The organism is Pasteurella pantherarum, assembly GCF_049670885.1.
In the GTDB taxonomy this organism is placed as follows: Bacteria; Pseudomonadota; Gammaproteobacteria; order Enterobacterales; family Pasteurellaceae; genus Pasteurella.
Map to the genome: position 1 here is coordinate 2,205,183 of NZ_CP187173.1, position 15,851 is coordinate 2,221,033.

The 15,851-nt window shown below is 42.4% G+C and carries 13 protein-coding genes; 8 read left to right on the forward strand and 5 right to left on the reverse strand.

What is annotated here, in order from left to right; genetic code table 11:
• Positions 1 to 63 precede the first annotated feature (63 nt).
• Positions 64 to 3,237: a type I restriction endonuclease subunit R gene (locus ACPEEM_RS10385; RefSeq protein WP_424406934.1), complete on the forward strand. Its 3,174-nt coding sequence runs from the start codon at positions 64 to 66 to the stop codon at positions 3,235 to 3,237.
• A 168-nt stretch (positions 3,238 to 3,405) separates the two neighbouring features.
• Here the strand turns inward: ACPEEM_RS10385 and pckA are convergent, their stop codons facing one another.
• The 5 genes from pckA to ACPEEM_RS10410 form a co-directional block, all read right to left on the reverse strand.
• Positions 3,406 to 5,022, reverse strand: a complete 1,617-nt coding sequence (gene pckA, locus ACPEEM_RS10390; RefSeq protein ID WP_424402035.1) for a phosphoenolpyruvate carboxykinase (ATP) — start codon at positions 5,020 to 5,022, stop codon at positions 3,406 to 3,408.
• Between the two features lie 192 nt (positions 5,023 to 5,214).
• Complete coding sequence (hslO, locus tag ACPEEM_RS10395; RefSeq protein WP_424402036.1) at positions 5,215 to 6,084, reverse strand: Hsp33 family molecular chaperone HslO; 870 nt, start codon at positions 6,082 to 6,084, stop codon at positions 5,215 to 5,217.
• 126 nt (positions 6,085 to 6,210) lie between these two features.
• Positions 6,211 to 6,627, reverse strand: coding sequence for a ribosome-associated heat shock protein Hsp15 (gene hslR, locus ACPEEM_RS10400; protein WP_424402037.1), 417 nt, complete (start codon positions 6,625 to 6,627; stop codon positions 6,211 to 6,213).
• Between the two features lie 333 nt (positions 6,628 to 6,960).
• A complete protein-coding gene (locus ACPEEM_RS10405; RefSeq protein ID WP_424406936.1) occupies positions 6,961 to 8,259 on the reverse strand; it encodes an ammonium transporter in 1,299 nt (432 codons plus the stop codon).
• Between the two features lie 30 nt (positions 8,260 to 8,289).
• Positions 8,290 to 8,628, reverse strand: coding sequence for a P-II family nitrogen regulator (locus tag ACPEEM_RS10410; protein ID WP_424402039.1), 339 nt, complete (start codon positions 8,626 to 8,628; stop codon positions 8,290 to 8,292).
• Positions 8,629 to 9,013: 385 nt separating this feature from the next.
• Here ACPEEM_RS10410 and nudE point away from each other — a divergent pair, with 385 nt between their 5' ends.
• The 7 genes from nudE (at position 9,014) to ACPEEM_RS10445 (ending at position 15,769) form a co-directional block, all read left to right on the forward strand.
• Positions 9,014 to 9,556, forward strand: a complete 543-nt coding sequence (gene nudE, locus ACPEEM_RS10415; protein WP_424406938.1) for an ADP compounds hydrolase NudE — start codon at positions 9,014 to 9,016, stop codon at positions 9,554 to 9,556.
• Positions 9,557 to 9,712: 156 nt separating this feature from the next.
• The gene (locus ACPEEM_RS10420) at positions 9,713 to 11,743 is read left to right on the forward strand and encodes an OPT family oligopeptide transporter (RefSeq protein WP_424406940.1); all 2,031 of its coding nucleotides are present in this window, start codon (positions 9,713 to 9,715) and stop codon (positions 11,741 to 11,743) included.
• A gap of 141 nt (positions 11,744 to 11,884) precedes the next feature.
• Positions 11,885 to 12,706, forward strand: coding sequence for a 3'(2'),5'-bisphosphate nucleotidase CysQ (gene cysQ, locus ACPEEM_RS10425; protein WP_424406942.1), 822 nt, complete (start codon positions 11,885 to 11,887; stop codon positions 12,704 to 12,706).
• A 91-nt stretch (positions 12,707 to 12,797) separates the two neighbouring features.
• Positions 12,798 to 14,288, forward strand: a complete 1,491-nt coding sequence (gene zwf / locus ACPEEM_RS10430; protein ID WP_424402043.1) for a glucose-6-phosphate dehydrogenase — start codon at positions 12,798 to 12,800, stop codon at positions 14,286 to 14,288.
• Positions 14,289 to 14,339: 51 nt separating this feature from the next.
• Entirely contained in the window at positions 14,340 to 15,038 is a 699-nt protein-coding gene (pgl, locus tag ACPEEM_RS10435; protein ID WP_424402044.1) for a 6-phosphogluconolactonase, read from the forward strand.
• A gap of 24 nt (positions 15,039 to 15,062) precedes the next feature.
• Positions 15,063 to 15,467 carry a nucleotidyltransferase substrate binding protein gene (locus tag ACPEEM_RS10440; protein WP_424402045.1) on the forward strand — a complete coding sequence of 135 codons (405 nt, stop codon included), beginning with the start codon at positions 15,063 to 15,065 and terminating at the stop codon, positions 15,465 to 15,467.
• On the forward strand, positions 15,467 to 15,769 hold the full coding sequence (locus ACPEEM_RS10445; protein WP_424406944.1) for a nucleotidyltransferase family protein: 303 nt from the start codon (positions 15,467 to 15,469) through the stop codon (positions 15,767 to 15,769). The genes ACPEEM_RS10440 and ACPEEM_RS10445 overlap by 1 nt, the downstream gene beginning before the upstream one ends.
• Positions 15,770 to 15,851 lie beyond the last annotated feature (82 nt).

Here is a 15,851-nt window from a genome sequence, read left to right on the forward strand (position 1 = left end):
ATATTTTGTAGTGAACGTTTTACCAAAGCTGTTTATACAGCGTTAACCTTACAGGAACACAACATGATCGATGAAAACGTCTTAGAACAGGCGGCGCTTGATTGGTTTAGAGAGACGGGCTGGCAAACCTTTCACGGCAAGGAATTATTCACCGAGGGGAGAAATCCGCAGCGTCATCAATTAAGTGCGGTGATTTTAGAACCGATTTTTCGCACGCAGTTTGCTTTGCTTAATCCGCATTTACCTGTGGATTGTGTGGAGCAAGTGTTGGCAAAACTGAAGCAGGCAGAAAGCCGAGATTTGGTGGAGGCAAATCTGGCGTTTCATAAGCTGCTGATTCACGGTGTGCCAGTCACCTATAAACAAGGTGAGGAAACCTGTTTTGAGACGGCGTTTTTGGTGGATTTTGCTCATCCTGAAAAAAATGCGTTTTGGGCGGTGAATCAATTTGAGGTGCGAGGACTTCATTTGCGTCGCCCTGATATTGTGTGTTTTATCAATGGGTTGCCGATTGCCATTTTGGAATTAAAAAATCCTGCCGATGAAAAAACCGATGTGTGGAATGCGTTTCATCAACTGCAAACTTATAAAAATGATCTCTTTGATTTGCTGATGTTTAATGGTGCCTTGGCAATTTCTGATGGTGTGATCGCAAAAGTGGGGTCCTTAACGGCAGATGAAGAGCGTTTTATGCCTTGGCGTACGGTGAAGAATGAAAATGACAAACCCATCGTAGAATGGCAGTTAGAAACCTTAATTTGTGGCTTTTTCCGTCCTGATTTATTCACAGATTATTTGCGTTTTTTCATTTTATTCGAGAAGGATGAAAAGAACCGTTTAATTAAAAAACAAGCGGGCTATCATCAATTTCATGCGGTGCGAGAGGCGGTAAAAGCCACGGTGATTGCCTCAAGACAAATTGCAGATGATTGTGTGCAAGAACCTCGTGCCAGTTATGGGCGAGATGTGCAGGTGGGAAGCAAAAAAGCGGGCGTGGTATGGCATACACAAGGCAGTGGAAAGAGTATTTCTATGTGTTGCTATGCGGGAAAATTATTACAACAGCCTGAAATGGGCAATCCGACCTTAATTGTGGTGACCGATCGGAATGATTTAGATGGTCAGCTGTTTAAGCAATTCTCTTTGGCAAAAGATTTATTAAAACAAGAACCTGTACAGGCAGAAAGCCGTGAGCAATTAAGAGAATTATTAGCACGTCGAGAAGTGGGCGGTGTGATTTTTACGACGGTACAGAAATTTGCCTTACAAGAAAATGAGCAATCCCACCCGTTATTAAATGGTCGTCATAATATTGTGGTGATTTCCGATGAAGCACACCGTAGCCAATATGGGTTGACAGCAAAACTCAATGCGAAGGGCGAATTTCAATTTGGTTATGCCAAACATATGCGTGATGCCTTGAAAAATGCGACTTTTATTGGTTTTACGGGCACACCAATTGAAACAGAAGATAAAGACACTCGAGCGGTATTTGGGGATTATGTGTCGATTTATGATATTCAAGATGCCGTTGATGATGGTGCTACCGTGCCGATTTATTATGAATCTCGCCTTGCTCGTTTAGACATTAATCGTGCGGAAATTGAGGAATTGGCACAACAATTCGATGATCTTGTTGAGGAAGAAGAGCAAACCGAAGCGGAACGTATCAAAGGGGAATTTACCCGTTTAGAAAAATTAGTGGGGGCTCAACCTCGTTTGCAGCAAATAGCCAAGGATTTAATCGCCCATTTTGAAAAACGGCAAGAAAGCCAAGAAGGGAAAGCCATGATTGTGGCGATGAGTCGTGAGATTTGTGTGCATTTATACAATGAAATTGTGGCGTTGAAACCCGAGTGGCATAGTGAGGATCCTGCTAAAGGGGCGATTAAGATCGTGATGACGGGGTCTGCTGCCGATAAAGCCTTATTACAGCCACATATTTATAGCAAACAAGTGAAACAGGATTTAGAAAAACGCTTTAAAAATCCTGATGATCCGTTGAAATTGGTGATTGTGCGAGATATGTGGTTGACGGGATTTGATGCCCCTTGCTGTCATACCATGTATGTGGATAAGCCAATGCGTGGGCATAATTTGATGCAGGCGATTGCCCGAGTCAATCGTGTGTTTAAAGATAAACCCGGTGGATTAGTGGTGGATTACATTGGTATTGCCAATGAATTACAACAAGCACTACATACTTACACCAATGCGAAAGGGCGTGGTAAACCGACCATTGATACCGAAGAAGCCTTTCGTGTGTTGTTAGAAAAAATGGATGCCATCGCAGGGATGTTTGCCACACCCCTTGAAGGAAAAGCCCTTGATATTAGCCAATTTGAAACCAAAGCGATGAGTTTGTTGCCAAAAGCGGCAAACCATATTTTGGGCTTGGATGAGGGGAAAAAACGTTTTGCAGATTTGGTGTTGGCGGCGACGAAAGCCTATGCCTTATGTTCCACATTGGAACAGGCGAAGGCGTATCAACGTAAACTGGCTTTTTATTCTGCAGTGAAGGCGATGATGAGCAAAGAACAAATCGGTGATGGGAAATTACGCAAAAAACAGCAAGATCATGTTTTGAAACAGATTTTAGATAATTCCTTAATTGCTGATGGGGTGGATGATATTTTTAGCCTTTGCGGTTTAGATAAGCCAAACATTGGGCTACTTTCTGATGAGTTCCTAGAGGATGTTCGTCAGATGGAACATAAAAATCTTGCCGTTGAGTTATTAGAAAAGCTCCTACAAGATAATATTCAAAGTCGAGGCAGTCGAAATTTGGTGCAAGAGCGTAAATACCTTGAGCGTTTGGAAGCGACACTCACGAAATATCATAACCGTGGTATTGAGACGGCTCAAGTCATTGAAGAGCTGATTCAAATGGCGAAAGAGTTTCAAGAGGCATTTAAACGAGCGGAAGATTTAGGCTTAAACAATGATGAAATTGCGTTCTATGATGCCTTAGCCAATAACGAAAGTGCGGTGCGAGAATTGGGCGATCAAATTTTAAAAGCCATTGCGTTGGAATTGGTGAAACAATTACGTCGTTCTGTCACTGTAGATTGGCAAGTGCGAGAAAGTGTGCGGGCGAGATTGCGTATTTTAGTGCGTCGTATTCTGCAAAAATATAAATACCCACCTGATAAAGCCGATGAAGCCATTGATTTGGTGTTGGAACAGGCAGAAACCTTATCTTACGAATGGAGCGAAAAGCACGAGCACGTTGCCTAACTGATCATGAAAGAACCTCAGCATACTGCTGAGGTTTTTTTTATGCTTCAGGCTAACCCCAAAGTGCGGTGGTTTTTGGAAAAGTTTTGAGGTTGGGGAAAACGTGGCGTAAAAAAACAGCTCGATAAAAATCGAGCTGTTTGGGTATGTGAATCCTCAAGCGTTTGTTTAGGCTTTTGGACCTGCTGCCACTAATGCTTTACCTTCATCGTTAGTGGTGTATTTTTCGAAGTTTTTCACGAAACGGCTTGCGAGATCTTCGGCTTTGGCTTGCCATTGGGCTTTATCTGCATACGTATCACGTGGATCTAAGATAGCAGGGTCAACACCTGGTAAGGCTTTTGGAATGGCTAAATCGAAAATTGGGAGTTTGCCCATTTCTGCTTTTTCGATGGAGCCGTCTAAGATGGCATCAATAATGCCTCGTGTATCTTTGATTGAGATACGTTTGCCCGTACCATTCCAACCTGTGTTGACTAGGTAAGCTTCTGCCCCTGCATCTTTCATTCGTTTCACTAACACTTTGGCGTATTGTGTTGGGTGAAGTGATAAGAATGCGGCACCGAAACAGGCTGAGAAGGTTGGTGTTGGTTCTGTGATTCCTCGTTCCGTTCCTGCCAATTTCGCTGTGAAACCAGATAAGAAGTAATATTTGGTTTGCTCAGGCGTTAATTTTGATACAGGAGGTAATACACCGAATGCATCTGCGGTTAAGAAAATCACTTTTTTCGCATGACCTGCTTTGGATACAGGGGTAACGATATTTTCGATGTGATAGATTGGGTAAGATACACGGGTATTTTCTGTTTTTGAGCTGTCATCATAATCAACAGAGCCATCTTCACGCACGACGACGTTTTCTAATAAGGCATCACGTCTGATGGCGTTATAGATATCAGGTTCGTTTTCAGGAGAAAGTCGGATGGTTTTCGCATAGCAACCACCTTCGTAGTTGAATACGCCGTCATCGTCCCACCCGTGCTCATCGTCACCGATTAATTGACGTTTTGGATCGGTGGAAAGGGTGGTTTTCCCTGTACCTGATAGCCCGAAGAAGATCGCCACGTCGCCGTGTTTGCCCACGTTCGCAGAACAGTGCATGGAGGCGATGCCTTTTAATGGTAAGAAGTAGTTCATCATGGAGAACATGCCTTTTTTCATTTCACCACCGTACCAGGTTCCGCCGATGAGTTGCACCCCTTCCGTTAAGTTGAATGCCACAAAATTTTCAGAATTTAAACCTTGTTCTTTCCAGTTTGGATTGGTGACTTTTGAACCGTTTAGTACCACAAAATCAGGTTTGAAATGGGCTAATTCGGCTTCTGAAGGGCGAATGAACATATTTTTCACAAAGTGTGCTTGCCATGCGACTTCTGTTACGATGCGTACCGCAAGACGTGTGTCTGCGTTTGCTCCACAGAAGGCATCAATCACGAAGAGACGTTTTCCAGAAAGTTCTTTTGCGACGAGATCTTTTAAGCTTTTCCAAGTGTCTTGAGTCATCGGCTTATTATCGTTTTTCGCAGCATCAGTGGTCCACCAAACGGTATCCTTGGTTTTTTCATCCAGAACAAGATATTTATCTTTAGGTGAACGTCCTGTAAAAATGCCTGTATCCACAGCTACAGCGCCTGATTGTGTTACGGTTCCTTTTTCATAACCTTCTAAACCGGGTTTGGTTTCTTCTTCAAAAAGTTGTTCATAGCTTGGGTTATAAACGATTTCTTTTACATCATGAATACCAAGTACACCAAGTTCACTAATGACCTTATTTAGATCTGTCATACATCACCTCGCAGAGTTAAGTTTTAAAGTGGAAAAACGATTGTGAGCATTCTACTCAACTTTCGACCTTGAAACTGTTAGGTTGATCAAATTTTTTAACATCCATTCAAAAATTGTTGAATTATGCGAGGTTAAGCACAAAAAACGTTTTTGTATGAATGTGAATTTTTTCTCAGCCTACTCAGAGTGCGGTTATTTGGCATCTTGTTTTAATTTTGTGATAGCCTCTTTATTGAAGAAATAGTGGGTGCCGCAACATTCACATTGCATATCAAGGGTGCCTTGATGTTCAGCGAGTACTTCGTCAATTTCTTCATCAGGAATTAATAATAATGCTGCTCCAGAACGTTCTTGTGAGCAACCACAGAAAAAGCTGATGGGTTGAGAGGGAAAGATTTCTACCCGTTCTTCGTGATATAAGCGGTAGAGCAATTCTTCTGCACTCAAACCAAAGATTTCTTCCTCTTTCACTGTCGCAGTGAGTGTCGCTAAATGCGAGAAATCATCAGGGGAGCCAGAACCATCAGGCATAATTTGTAATAGCATGCCTGCGGCAACGGGTTCACCGTTAAATTCCCCTGCCCGAATAATTAATTGGGTTTGTAGCTGTTCTGAGCGAACAAAATAATCTTCCAAACATTCTGTAATTGTAGGTTTATCAAGGGCAATCACCCCTTGGTAACGTTCGCCTTCTGTGGGCGCGATGGTGATCACTAAAACCCCTTTGCCGACTAATTCTGCCAAGCTCATGTGATCGTTAACTTCACCTTGCAAGCGAGCTAATGCACGAATTTGTTGGTTGTCGTTGCCATTGACCAACGCCAGTTTTAAGGGACCATCACCTTGTACTTGTACTGTAATATCCCCTTCAAATTTTAAGGTGGCGGTTAATAAACTTGTTGCCACCATCATTTCACCTAATAAATTTTGAATGACTTTTGGATAGTGGTGTGTGTTGAGGGTGTCATGGAAGGTGCGGTTTAAACGCACCCATTCTCCTCGTACAGCACGGTCTTTAAAGAGGTAGCGGTAAAGTTTATCGTTATCAATTTTGTGTGTCATAAGTGTCCTTTTGTGTTGATTATGTCCATAATCAAGGGAAGTAAATGGATTATTTTTGTGTTTGCTGGTGCTTTTTTATACAAACTGTCTTGATATTGTGTGATCATATTGTGGTGGATTTTGCAATTACAAGCCCTCTTGATGTTTAAATTTTAAAAGATCACGGCGTTCTTTTTTATTGGGACGGCGATCAGGGTGTGGCATGGTCAGGGCGTTGATTTTGCGGGCTATTGCCATTTTGGCACGTTGCTCGATGCTTTTTTCAGTTTCTTGATAGAGTGTTTGGGCTTCGGGGGCACCACGGCGTTGTGTGGAAAGGGCGAGCACTTCCACTTCTTTTTCTTCATTACCTTGACGTAATTTAATCACGCCCCCAATTTCCACGCTTTTATTGGGTTTGGTGCGTTGTCCGTTGTAATGGACTTTTCCCCCTTCAATCATTTCTTTGGCAAGGGTGCGAGTTTTATAAAAACGGGCTGCCCATAACCATTTATCGAGGCGGACGGGATCATTATGTTCTGCTGAATGCGAATGTTTTGCCATGATGTATTATCCTTTTGCTACTACGCCTTTTGCTACTATGTAATGAAATAAAGTGCGGTGCTTTTTGACGGAGAAATGTCGTTTAAAGGGGTGAGGTGCTAGGCACAATCCCCCTGATTTGAGGGATAATATCAGGCTTGCCCCAAACCCGAAAAACCTTTTTTAAGGGGCATGATTTTATCTGATTTTTCGTGATTTCCCTAAAGTTACCTTGCGGTAAATAGGGATTTTATTTGAAGATGAAAACGCTGTGGTAAAAGTGCGGTGTGTTTTGAGCAAGAAAAACGTAGAGAGGCGGGCTCTCTACGCTTTTGTGCTATTTGCCTAGCAGGGTTATTCTACACGTTCACCATGTAAGGCTAAGTCTAATCCTTTACGTTCATCGTCTTTTTCCACACGTAAGCCGATTAACTTATCAATGACTTTTAACAAAATTAAGCTTATCACGCCACTGTAAACAATGGTGATGAGGACACTTTCCGTTTGTAGCCATAACGTTGTGGTGGTGGCTGCAATGTCGTGAGACACAAATACCCCTGTCAACACCGCACCGACAATGCCGCCTAAGCCGTGAATACCAAAGGCATCGAGTGAATCATCATAATGGAGCCAATATTTCAGTTTTGTGACGCCCACAAAGCAGATGACACTGGTGAGCACACCAATTGCAGCTGCACCTTGAATTGACACAAACCCTGCGGCAGGGGTAATTCCCACTAATCCTGCCACCGCACCAGAGACTAACCCTAATGCGGAGGGTTTGTGTTTTAGCAGGACTTCAATGAAGATCCACACCAATGCACCTGATACTGCCGCCATTTGTGTGGTTGCCATCGCCATGCCAGCACGTGCATCGGCAGCCAAGGCAGAACCTGCATTAAAGCCAAACCAACCGATCCATAACATGGCGGTACCGATTAAGGTTAACACTAAGTTATGAGGCATCATGGACTCTCGTCCATAACCGACACGTTTTCCTACCACAATGGCTGCCACTAAACCTGCAACTCCCGCATTAATATGAATGACTGTGCCACCGGCATAATCAAGCACCCCGTCAGAAGCAAGCCAGCCATCCATTCCCCACACCCAATGTGCGGTTGGGACATAGACGAATAATGACCAAAGACCAACAAACCACAACATAGCAGAGAATTTCATGCGTTCTGCACAAGCCCCTGTAATGATGGCACCTGCGATAATGGCAAATGCCATTTGAAAGAGCATAAACACCGATTCTGGCACCGTTGGGGCACCGGGATAGACCGTGAGCATTTGTTGTTCCGTAAACACATTCAAGCCAGATAAGAAAAGGCGATCCGTGCCACCGATAAAGGCATTATTGGGGGTAAATGCAAGGCTGTAACCAAAACACACCCAAATGACACCAATTAAACAACAAGCCGCAAAACTTTGTACCATGGTGGCAAGCACATTCTTTTTTCGCACCATGCCTGAATAAAATAATGCTAACCCTGGAACGGTCATAAATAAGACTAAAATGGTTGAAACCATTAACCATGTGCTATCGCCTGCACTAATGACAGACATCGGTTGTAACCAACTATCCGCAGAGGCCATGGCACTGCTTGATAAGCCGAATAATCCAGCTGTAAGAACGACACTTTTCATTTTTTATTCCCTTACAAAAACCTTATCACATTACACGGCATCTTCATCAACTTCACCTGTTCGGATACGGATCACCCTATCCACAGGTTTCACGAAGATTTTACCGTCACCAATTTTGCCTGAGCGTGCCGTCTGACAAATTGCCTCAATGGTGGCATCAACAAGTTCATCAATAACGACAATATCCACTTGTACTTTGGGTAAATAATCGATTTGATATTCCGCCCCACGGTAAAGCTCCGTATGACCTTTTTGACGCCCAAAGCCTCGGACTTCCGTTACCGTCATGCCTTGAATACCCAACTGATAAAGTGCATCTCGGACTTCTTCCAGTTTGAAGGGTTGAATAATTGCTGTGATTTGCTTCATTGTTTGCTTCCTTATTACATTTTATTTTTTATATCACGCCAAATGGCGTGCCACGCCGTCTAAAAAAACTTGAATGAAGGCGTTGAATAAAAAATAAAGATAAATAGAAATTAGATCAACCTTGTTTAAATAAAATTTAATAATGCTAAATATTAATCAATTAATTGCTTTATTTTTTATAAAATATTCAAAATAAAATTGAGTATTGTATGGATTTTGTTCAATCATGTGAAAGATGCATTTGGATAAGGCGGTTGCTGATGGTGTTCACGCCCAATATTGTCTTCCTTTTGGCATGACAAGGTTTGTGGTATGGTTATGCCATTATTTTGTCTATTTGCTGATGGCATGGCGAGCGAGTAAAAGCATAAAAGGAGGTAACCCCATGCAAAAACCCGAAATATTATCGGTTTCTGTGGCCGCAAAATCGCGAATTTTTGAAATTCAGTCTGTGGAGTTGAAATTCTCAAATGGTGAATATCGTGTTTATGAGCGTTTGAAAGCCAGCCCACGTGCCGCCGTCATGGTGCTAGGCATTGAGGGGGAGTCGTTATTGATGGTCAGAGAATATGCCGTTGGGACAGAACGTTATGAACTCGGTTTTCCGAAAGGCTTGATGGAAGCCGATGAAACCCCAGAACAAAGTGCGGTGCGAGAATTAAAAGAAGAAATTGGTTTGGGGGCGAATCAATTATTTCATTTACGCACGGTGAATACTTCACCAAGCCATATGAATAATTTGATGCATATTTTTGTTGCACAGGATTTTTATCCTTGCAAACTAGAAGGCGATGAGCCTGAACCGTTGGAGCTGGTTCGTTTTCCGTTGTCAAAGATTGATGATTTATTAGCAGACAATACCTTTTGCGAAGCACGCAATTTGGTGGCACTTTACTGCTTGCGAGACTTTTTAGCGAAAAAAAGTTGATCTGGTATAAAATGAAGTGATATTTCATTTGCAATCCTAATAATTGAGTGTTATTTAATGATTTTAAATATTTATTGGTCTTTCTGAATAAATATGCAGATCAAGATGGATATGTTCTTATCCTAAAATAAACATCACAATGAACGAGGATTTTTTATGAGCGATTCTACGCATTATGCACCCCAGGATTCTCTGCGTGAGCTAACACTCAGGGGTATGATTCTAGGTGCATTAATTACGGTCGTCTTTACGGCATCAAATGTTTACTTAGGCTTAAAGGTGGGCTTAACCTTTGCCTCTTCCATTCCCGCTGCGGTGATTTCTATGGCGGTGTTAAAAATGTTTTCAGGATCCAATATTCTTGAAAATAATATGGTTCAAACACAAGCATCCGCAGCAGGGACGTTATCTTCCATTATTTTCGTGTTGCCAGGCTTATTGATGATGGGCTATTGGCAAGACTTTCCCTTCTGGCAAACCATGTTAATTTGTGCCTCTGGTGGTATTTTAGGGGTCATTTTTACGATTCCTTTACGCAATGCCATGGTGACACGCAGTGAATTACCTTACCCTGAAGGCGTGGCAGCAGCCGAAATTTTAAAAGCAGGCAATCATGAGCAAGGGGCAGATAGTGGCGTGAGAGAAATTGTCACAGGGGGATTGCTAGCTGGAACCATTGCCTTTTTAACCAATGGATTACGTGTCATCGCAGATGGGGCAAGTTATTGGTTTAAATCAGGCAATGCCATTTTTCAACTCCCTATGGGCTTTTCTTTAGCCTTAGTTGGGGCAGGGTATTTAGTGGGTATTGTGGGCGGTTTAGCCATTTTACTCGGTATTTTCATTGCTTGGGGCGTGGCGGTGCCTTATTTCAGTGCCGCAGTGCCAATGCCAGAAGGAGCGAATATGATTGGCTACGCCATGGGGATTTGGAAAGAAAAAGTCCGCTTTATTGGTGTGGGCACCATTGGTATTGCCGCCATTTGGACATTATTTATTTTAATGAAACCGATGATTGAAGGCATGCGAGCTTCTTTCCGCCATTTAAAAGATCCAAAAGGGGTCGCCATGGATCGCACCGAGCAAGACTTATCGCCAAAGACCATGATTTATTTGACCTTGGCAACCATCGTGCTGATTGCCTTTTCACTGTATGATTTCATTCAAGCAATGCATTTATCCGCAGAAATCACCGTGTTATTGATTGTGGTGTGTACCGTCTTTACTGTTGGGATTGGTTTCTTTGTGGCGGCGGCTTGCGGTTATATGGCGGGCTTAGTAGGATCCTCTTCTAGTCCTATTTCTGGGATTGGGATTATTTCGGTGGTCACCCTCTCTTTAGTGTTGATGTTAGTGGGCAATGTTTCAGGCTTATCAGCACGTCCTGATGCCATGCAATTTTTAACTGCCTTGACCATCTTCTCTGGTTCATTGGTCGTGACCATTGCGGCGATTTCAAACGATAACTTACAAGATTTAAAAACGGGCTTGTTAGTGCGTGCGACCCCTTGGCGTCAAGAAGTGGCGTTGATTGTTGGTTGTATTGTGGGGGCATTAGTCATTGCCCCTGTGCTAGAAATTTTATATCACGCTTATGGCTTTACGGGGGCGTTACCTCGTGAAAGCATGGATCCAACACAAGCTTTATCAGCACCGCAAGCCACTTTAATGACCACCATCGCAAAAGGGATTTTCTCTCACAGCCTTGAATGGACCTATATTTTTGTGGGTATTGGTTTAGGTGTGGTATTGATCATCATCGATGCTATTTTACGTCAATCCAGTAAAAATCGCTTTGCCTTGCCTGCCTTAGCGGTTGGGATGGGCATTTATTTACCGCCTGTGGTGAATATGCCGATTATTATTGGTGCAGTGTTGGCTTGGCTTATCAATAAACATTTAGATCGCTACCTTAAACGAACAGGCAAAGACCAAGAGACGGTGAAAAAATCGGCTGAACGTTTTGGCACCTTATTTGCCGCAGGGTTAATTGTGGGCGAAAGTTTAGTGGGTGTGGTATTAGCCTTTATTATTGCTGCTTCCGTCACCGCAGGGGGATCGGATGCACCACTTGCCTTGCATTTAGAAAACTGGGAAACCCGTGCAGAAATACTGGGACTTCTCGCCTTTGTTGTGGGGGCAGGTATTTTTGTGTTACGTGTCTTACGTGCAAAAAAACAGGCTTAATCTGCTTTGATCAAGTTGCAGGCTATCAAGATATTTGATAGCCTGTTTTTCTGTCTTTTAAGCAAACGTTTTACTTTTCTTAACATAGTGTTATTTCATGCTTGTCGAGACAGACATTTTTCCCCTTACAAAGGAACGCTTATGCTTTTGCTTTCACCGCAACTTTTAGATCAAACCTTGAATATTGCTTATCAAGCAGGCACGCATTTGAATACGTTTTATCAGCAGTCAAAACAACATGCTGTTGATGTCCACACTAAATCGGATAACACCCCCGTGACCGATGTGGATTTATTTTTAAGTCAATTTTTAATTGAAAAACTCACCGCACTTACCCCCAATGTTCCGATTTTATCGGAAGAATGTTGTCATGTGCCACTGTCAGAAAGAGCACGGTGGGAAGAATATTGGCTGATCGATCCTTTAGATGGCACCCAACAATTTATTTGTCAAACCGATCAGTTTTCCGTATTGATTACGCTCGTGCAGCATAATACGCCCGTCCTGAGTGTGATTCATGCCCCCATGTTAGATGCCACATACTATGCGATGCAACACTTCGGAGCATATAAACGCAGCAGTGCTGGAGTGCAAAAATTAACCTGCGGTCAACCTTCAGCCGATCGCCCGTTAAAAATTGCACTGGGGGCAAGTTGTGCTATTGAAAAAGTGCGGTCAATTTTGAACCCAAATTATCAATACGAATTTGTGATTTATGGTTCAAGTGGTTTAAAAAGTGGTTTGGTGGCAGAAGGCAGCTGTGATTGTTATGTGCGTTTAGGCAAAACAGGGGAATGGGACACCGCTGGGGCAGAAATTTTATTAGCCGAAATTGGGGGGAATATTTTCAACACCCAATTTCAACCGCTAACCTATAATCAACGAGAGACGTTTACGAATCCAGATTTTGTGATGACCGCAAATTGCCAATATAATTGGCGTGAAATCTTTCAATTTCGTTAAACTTTCAATTTCTCTCAATAAAAGCAATAAGTAATTTGCTATACTATGTGGCAATTTAAGTCATGTTTTAATCTTTAATCTCAGGAAGACAATGAAAATCGAAGCAGATAATAATTGTATTGTAATCTTTGGTGCTTCAGGCGATTTAACTTACCGCAAGTTAATTCCCGCACTTTACAATTTGTATAAAATCGGGCGTTTAACTGAACATTTTTCAGTATTAGGCGTAGGGCGATCGGAATTAACCGATGAAAGTTTTAGTGAAAAAATGCGTCAAGCACTGATTAAAAGCGAAGGTGCAAATGGCGAAACCTTGAATGAATTTTGTCGTCATCTCTATTATCAAGCATTAAATACCGCAGATTCTGCTGATTATGGCAAATTGATCCCACGTCTTGATGAACTCCACGATAAATATCAAACCTGTGGCAATACGCTTTATTATTTATCTACCCCACCTAGCCTATATGGCGTCATTCCAGAATGCCTTGCCGCACATGGCTTAAATACCGAAGAATTTGGCTGGAAACGCCTTATCGTAGAAAAACCATTTGGTTACGATATCCGCACAGCAAAAGAATTAGATATTCAAATCCATCGCTTCTTTGATGAGCACCAAATTTATCGTATTGACCATTATCTTGGTAAAGAAACCGTACAAAATCTTTTGGTTTTACGTTTTTCTAACGGCTTATTTGAACCCCTTTGGAACCGTAATTTTATTGATTATATTGAAATTACTGGGGCGGAATCTATCGGCGTGGAAGAACGGGGTGGCTACTATGATGGCTCAGGTGCGATGCGGGATATGTTCCAAAACCACCTGTTACAAGTGTTAGCCATGGTGGCAATGGAGCCTCCAGCCATTATTAATGCCGATTCCATGCGTGATGAAGTGGCAAAAGTTTTATATTGCCTTCACCCATTAAGCCAAGATGATTTAGAAAATAACTTAGTGCTGGGTCAATACTGTGCAGGGGTCTCAGAAGGTCAAGCTGTAAAAGGCTACTTACAAGAAAAAGGCGTGCCAGAAGATTCTAATACCGAAACCTATATGGCATTACGTTGTGAAATTGACAACTGGCGTTGGGCGGGCGTGCCTTTCTATGTGCGTACGGGTAAACGCTTACCGACAAGGGTGACAGAAGTGGTCATTCACTTCAAAACCACACCGCACCCTGTTTTCAGTCAAAAAGCCCCAGAAAATAAATTGATTATCCGCATTCAGCCAGATGAAGGCATTTCAATGCGTTTTGGTTTGAAAAAACCAGGTGCGGGGTTTGAAGCAAAAGAAGTGTCCATGGACTTCCGTTATGCCGATCTGGCATCACCTAGTTTGCTCACTGCCTACGAACGTTTATTGCTAGATTGTATGAAAGGGGATGCCACCTTATTTGCACGTACCGATGCAGTACACGCCTGCTGGCAGTTTGTTGAACCAATTTTAGACTATAAAGCAAAAAATGGGCGTATTTATGAATATGAATCTGGCACATGGGGCCCAACGGAAGCAGACAAACTGATTGCCAAAACAGGTCGTGTTTGGCGTAAACCAAGTGGATTGATGAAGAAAAAAGTATAAGGTAAAACGGACGCAAAAAGTGCGTCCGATATCCGATAAAAGGGAAGATCAATGAACACCAAAATTTTTGATACAGCTCAACAGGCGGTTGAACACATCGCCCAAGAATTTATCACATACAGCCAACAACCTCGCCCTGTGCATATTTCACTTTCAGGTGGCTCAACCCCCAAACTGCTGTTTAAAACCCTTGCCAAATCCCCTTTTGCCGAAAAAGTGCGGTGGGAAAATTTACATTTTTGGTGGGGTGATGATCGCATGGTTGAACCGAAAGATCCCGAAAGCAACTACGGTGAAGTGCAAAAATTGTTGTTCGATCATATTTCGATCCCTGCAGAAAATATTCACCGCATTCGTGGCGAACAACCCGTTGAACAGGAATTGGTGCGGTTTTCCCAAGAACTGAAAGCATGTGTACCGAATTTAGAATTTGACTGGATTATTTTAGGCATGGGTACAGACGGACACACCGCTTCCCTTTTCCCGAACCAAACGGATTTCGAGGATCCGAATGTGGCTGTCATTGCAAAACACCCAGAAACGGGACAACTTCGCATTTCCAAAACGGCAAAACTCATTGAACAAGCCAAACGCATCACCTATTTAGTGACAGGCGAAAGCAAAGCCGACATTTTAAAACAAATTCAAACCACACCCGCAGAAAACCTGCCTTACCCCGCGGCTAAAATTAAAGCTCAAAAAGGGGTAACAGAATGGTATCTCGACAAAGAGGCGGCGAAGTGGTTGTAAAAAAGTGACTTTAAAGGATTGATAATGAACGATTTTCATCTTACCCCTTTAGAAAATGCTGTTGAGCGTTTACGCGAAGGTTTGAATCGCTATCTGCAAGATACGACAGATTTACAAATTCGTGATGGTTTGGTGCAACGTTTTGAATTTACCTATGAAATTAGTCATAAAATGTTAAAACGATATTTGGAAAGGATTTCAGCCAACCCTGAGCAATATGATGGGATGACATTCCAAGATTTAATCCGAACCGCAAATGAATATGGGCTTTTGTTGGGTGACTGGTCAGATTGGAAGCAGTATCGTGATATGCGTAGTCGAACCAGCCATACTTATGATGAAAATACCGCTATTTTGGTGGTGAATGGCATTCCAAAATTTTTATCCGAAGCACAACATTTGGTTAGCACATTACGAGAACGCTTATAATGCCGTTGGATCTTTCGCCTGAACAACTAGAAATTGTACAAACGATTCTGAAAAAATTTGTACCTAACTTGCCTGTTTGGGCATTTGGTTCACGCGTGAAGAATCAGGCAAAACTTTATTCTGATTTAGATTTAGCCATTATCACAGAACAGCCGCTAGATTTTGCCACTCATGCGGATTTAGTCAATGCCTTTTCCGACAGTGATTTACCTTGGAAAGTGGATATTGTAGATTGGGCGACCACATCGGAAGAATTTCGAGCCATTATTTTACAGAAGTATGAAGTGGTGCAAGGAAAGTGAAGGCAATAAGCGGTGAAAGTGTGAAAATGTTGACAAAAAGCACCGCACTTTTGAGGTCACAATTGGTTTTTCAAAGAAAAAA

What these genes read in the sequence shown, in the direction of transcription:
- cysQ (WP_424406942.1), top strand. Translation starts at nt 11,885, where the DNA reads ATGCTTTTGCTTTCACCGCAACTTTTAGATCAAACCTTGAATATTGCT.
- ACPEEM_RS10405 (WP_424406936.1), bottom strand. Translation starts at nt 8,259, where the DNA reads ATGAAAAGTGTCGTTCTTACAGCTGGATTATTCGGCTTATCAAGCAGT.
- ACPEEM_RS10440 (WP_424402045.1), top strand. Translation starts at nt 15,063, where the DNA reads ATGAACGATTTTCATCTTACCCCTTTAGAAAATGCTGTTGAGCGTTTA.
- pgl (WP_424402044.1), top strand. Translation starts at nt 14,340, where the DNA reads ATGAACACCAAAATTTTTGATACAGCTCAACAGGCGGTTGAACACATC.
- hslR (WP_424402037.1), bottom strand. Translation starts at nt 6,627, where the DNA reads ATGGCAAAACATTCGCATTCAGCAGAACATAATGATCCCGTCCGCCTC.
- pckA (WP_424402035.1), bottom strand. Translation starts at nt 5,022, where the DNA reads ATGACAGATCTAAATAAGGTCATTAGTGAACTTGGTGTACTTGGTATT.
- zwf (WP_424402043.1), top strand. Translation starts at nt 12,798, where the DNA reads ATGAAAATCGAAGCAGATAATAATTGTATTGTAATCTTTGGTGCTTCA.
- nudE (WP_424406938.1), top strand. Translation starts at nt 9,014, where the DNA reads ATGCAAAAACCCGAAATATTATCGGTTTCTGTGGCCGCAAAATCGCGA.
- ACPEEM_RS10410 (WP_424402039.1), bottom strand. Translation starts at nt 8,628, where the DNA reads ATGAAGCAAATCACAGCAATTATTCAACCCTTCAAACTGGAAGAAGTC.
- ACPEEM_RS10445 (WP_424406944.1), top strand. Translation starts at nt 15,467, where the DNA reads ATGCCGTTGGATCTTTCGCCTGAACAACTAGAAATTGTACAAACGATT.
- hslO (WP_424402036.1), bottom strand. Translation starts at nt 6,084, where the DNA reads ATGACACACAAAATTGATAACGATAAACTTTACCGCTACCTCTTTAAA.
- ACPEEM_RS10385 (WP_424406934.1), top strand. Translation starts at nt 64, where the DNA reads ATGATCGATGAAAACGTCTTAGAACAGGCGGCGCTTGATTGGTTTAGA.
- ACPEEM_RS10420 (WP_424406940.1), top strand. Translation starts at nt 9,713, where the DNA reads ATGAGCGATTCTACGCATTATGCACCCCAGGATTCTCTGCGTGAGCTA.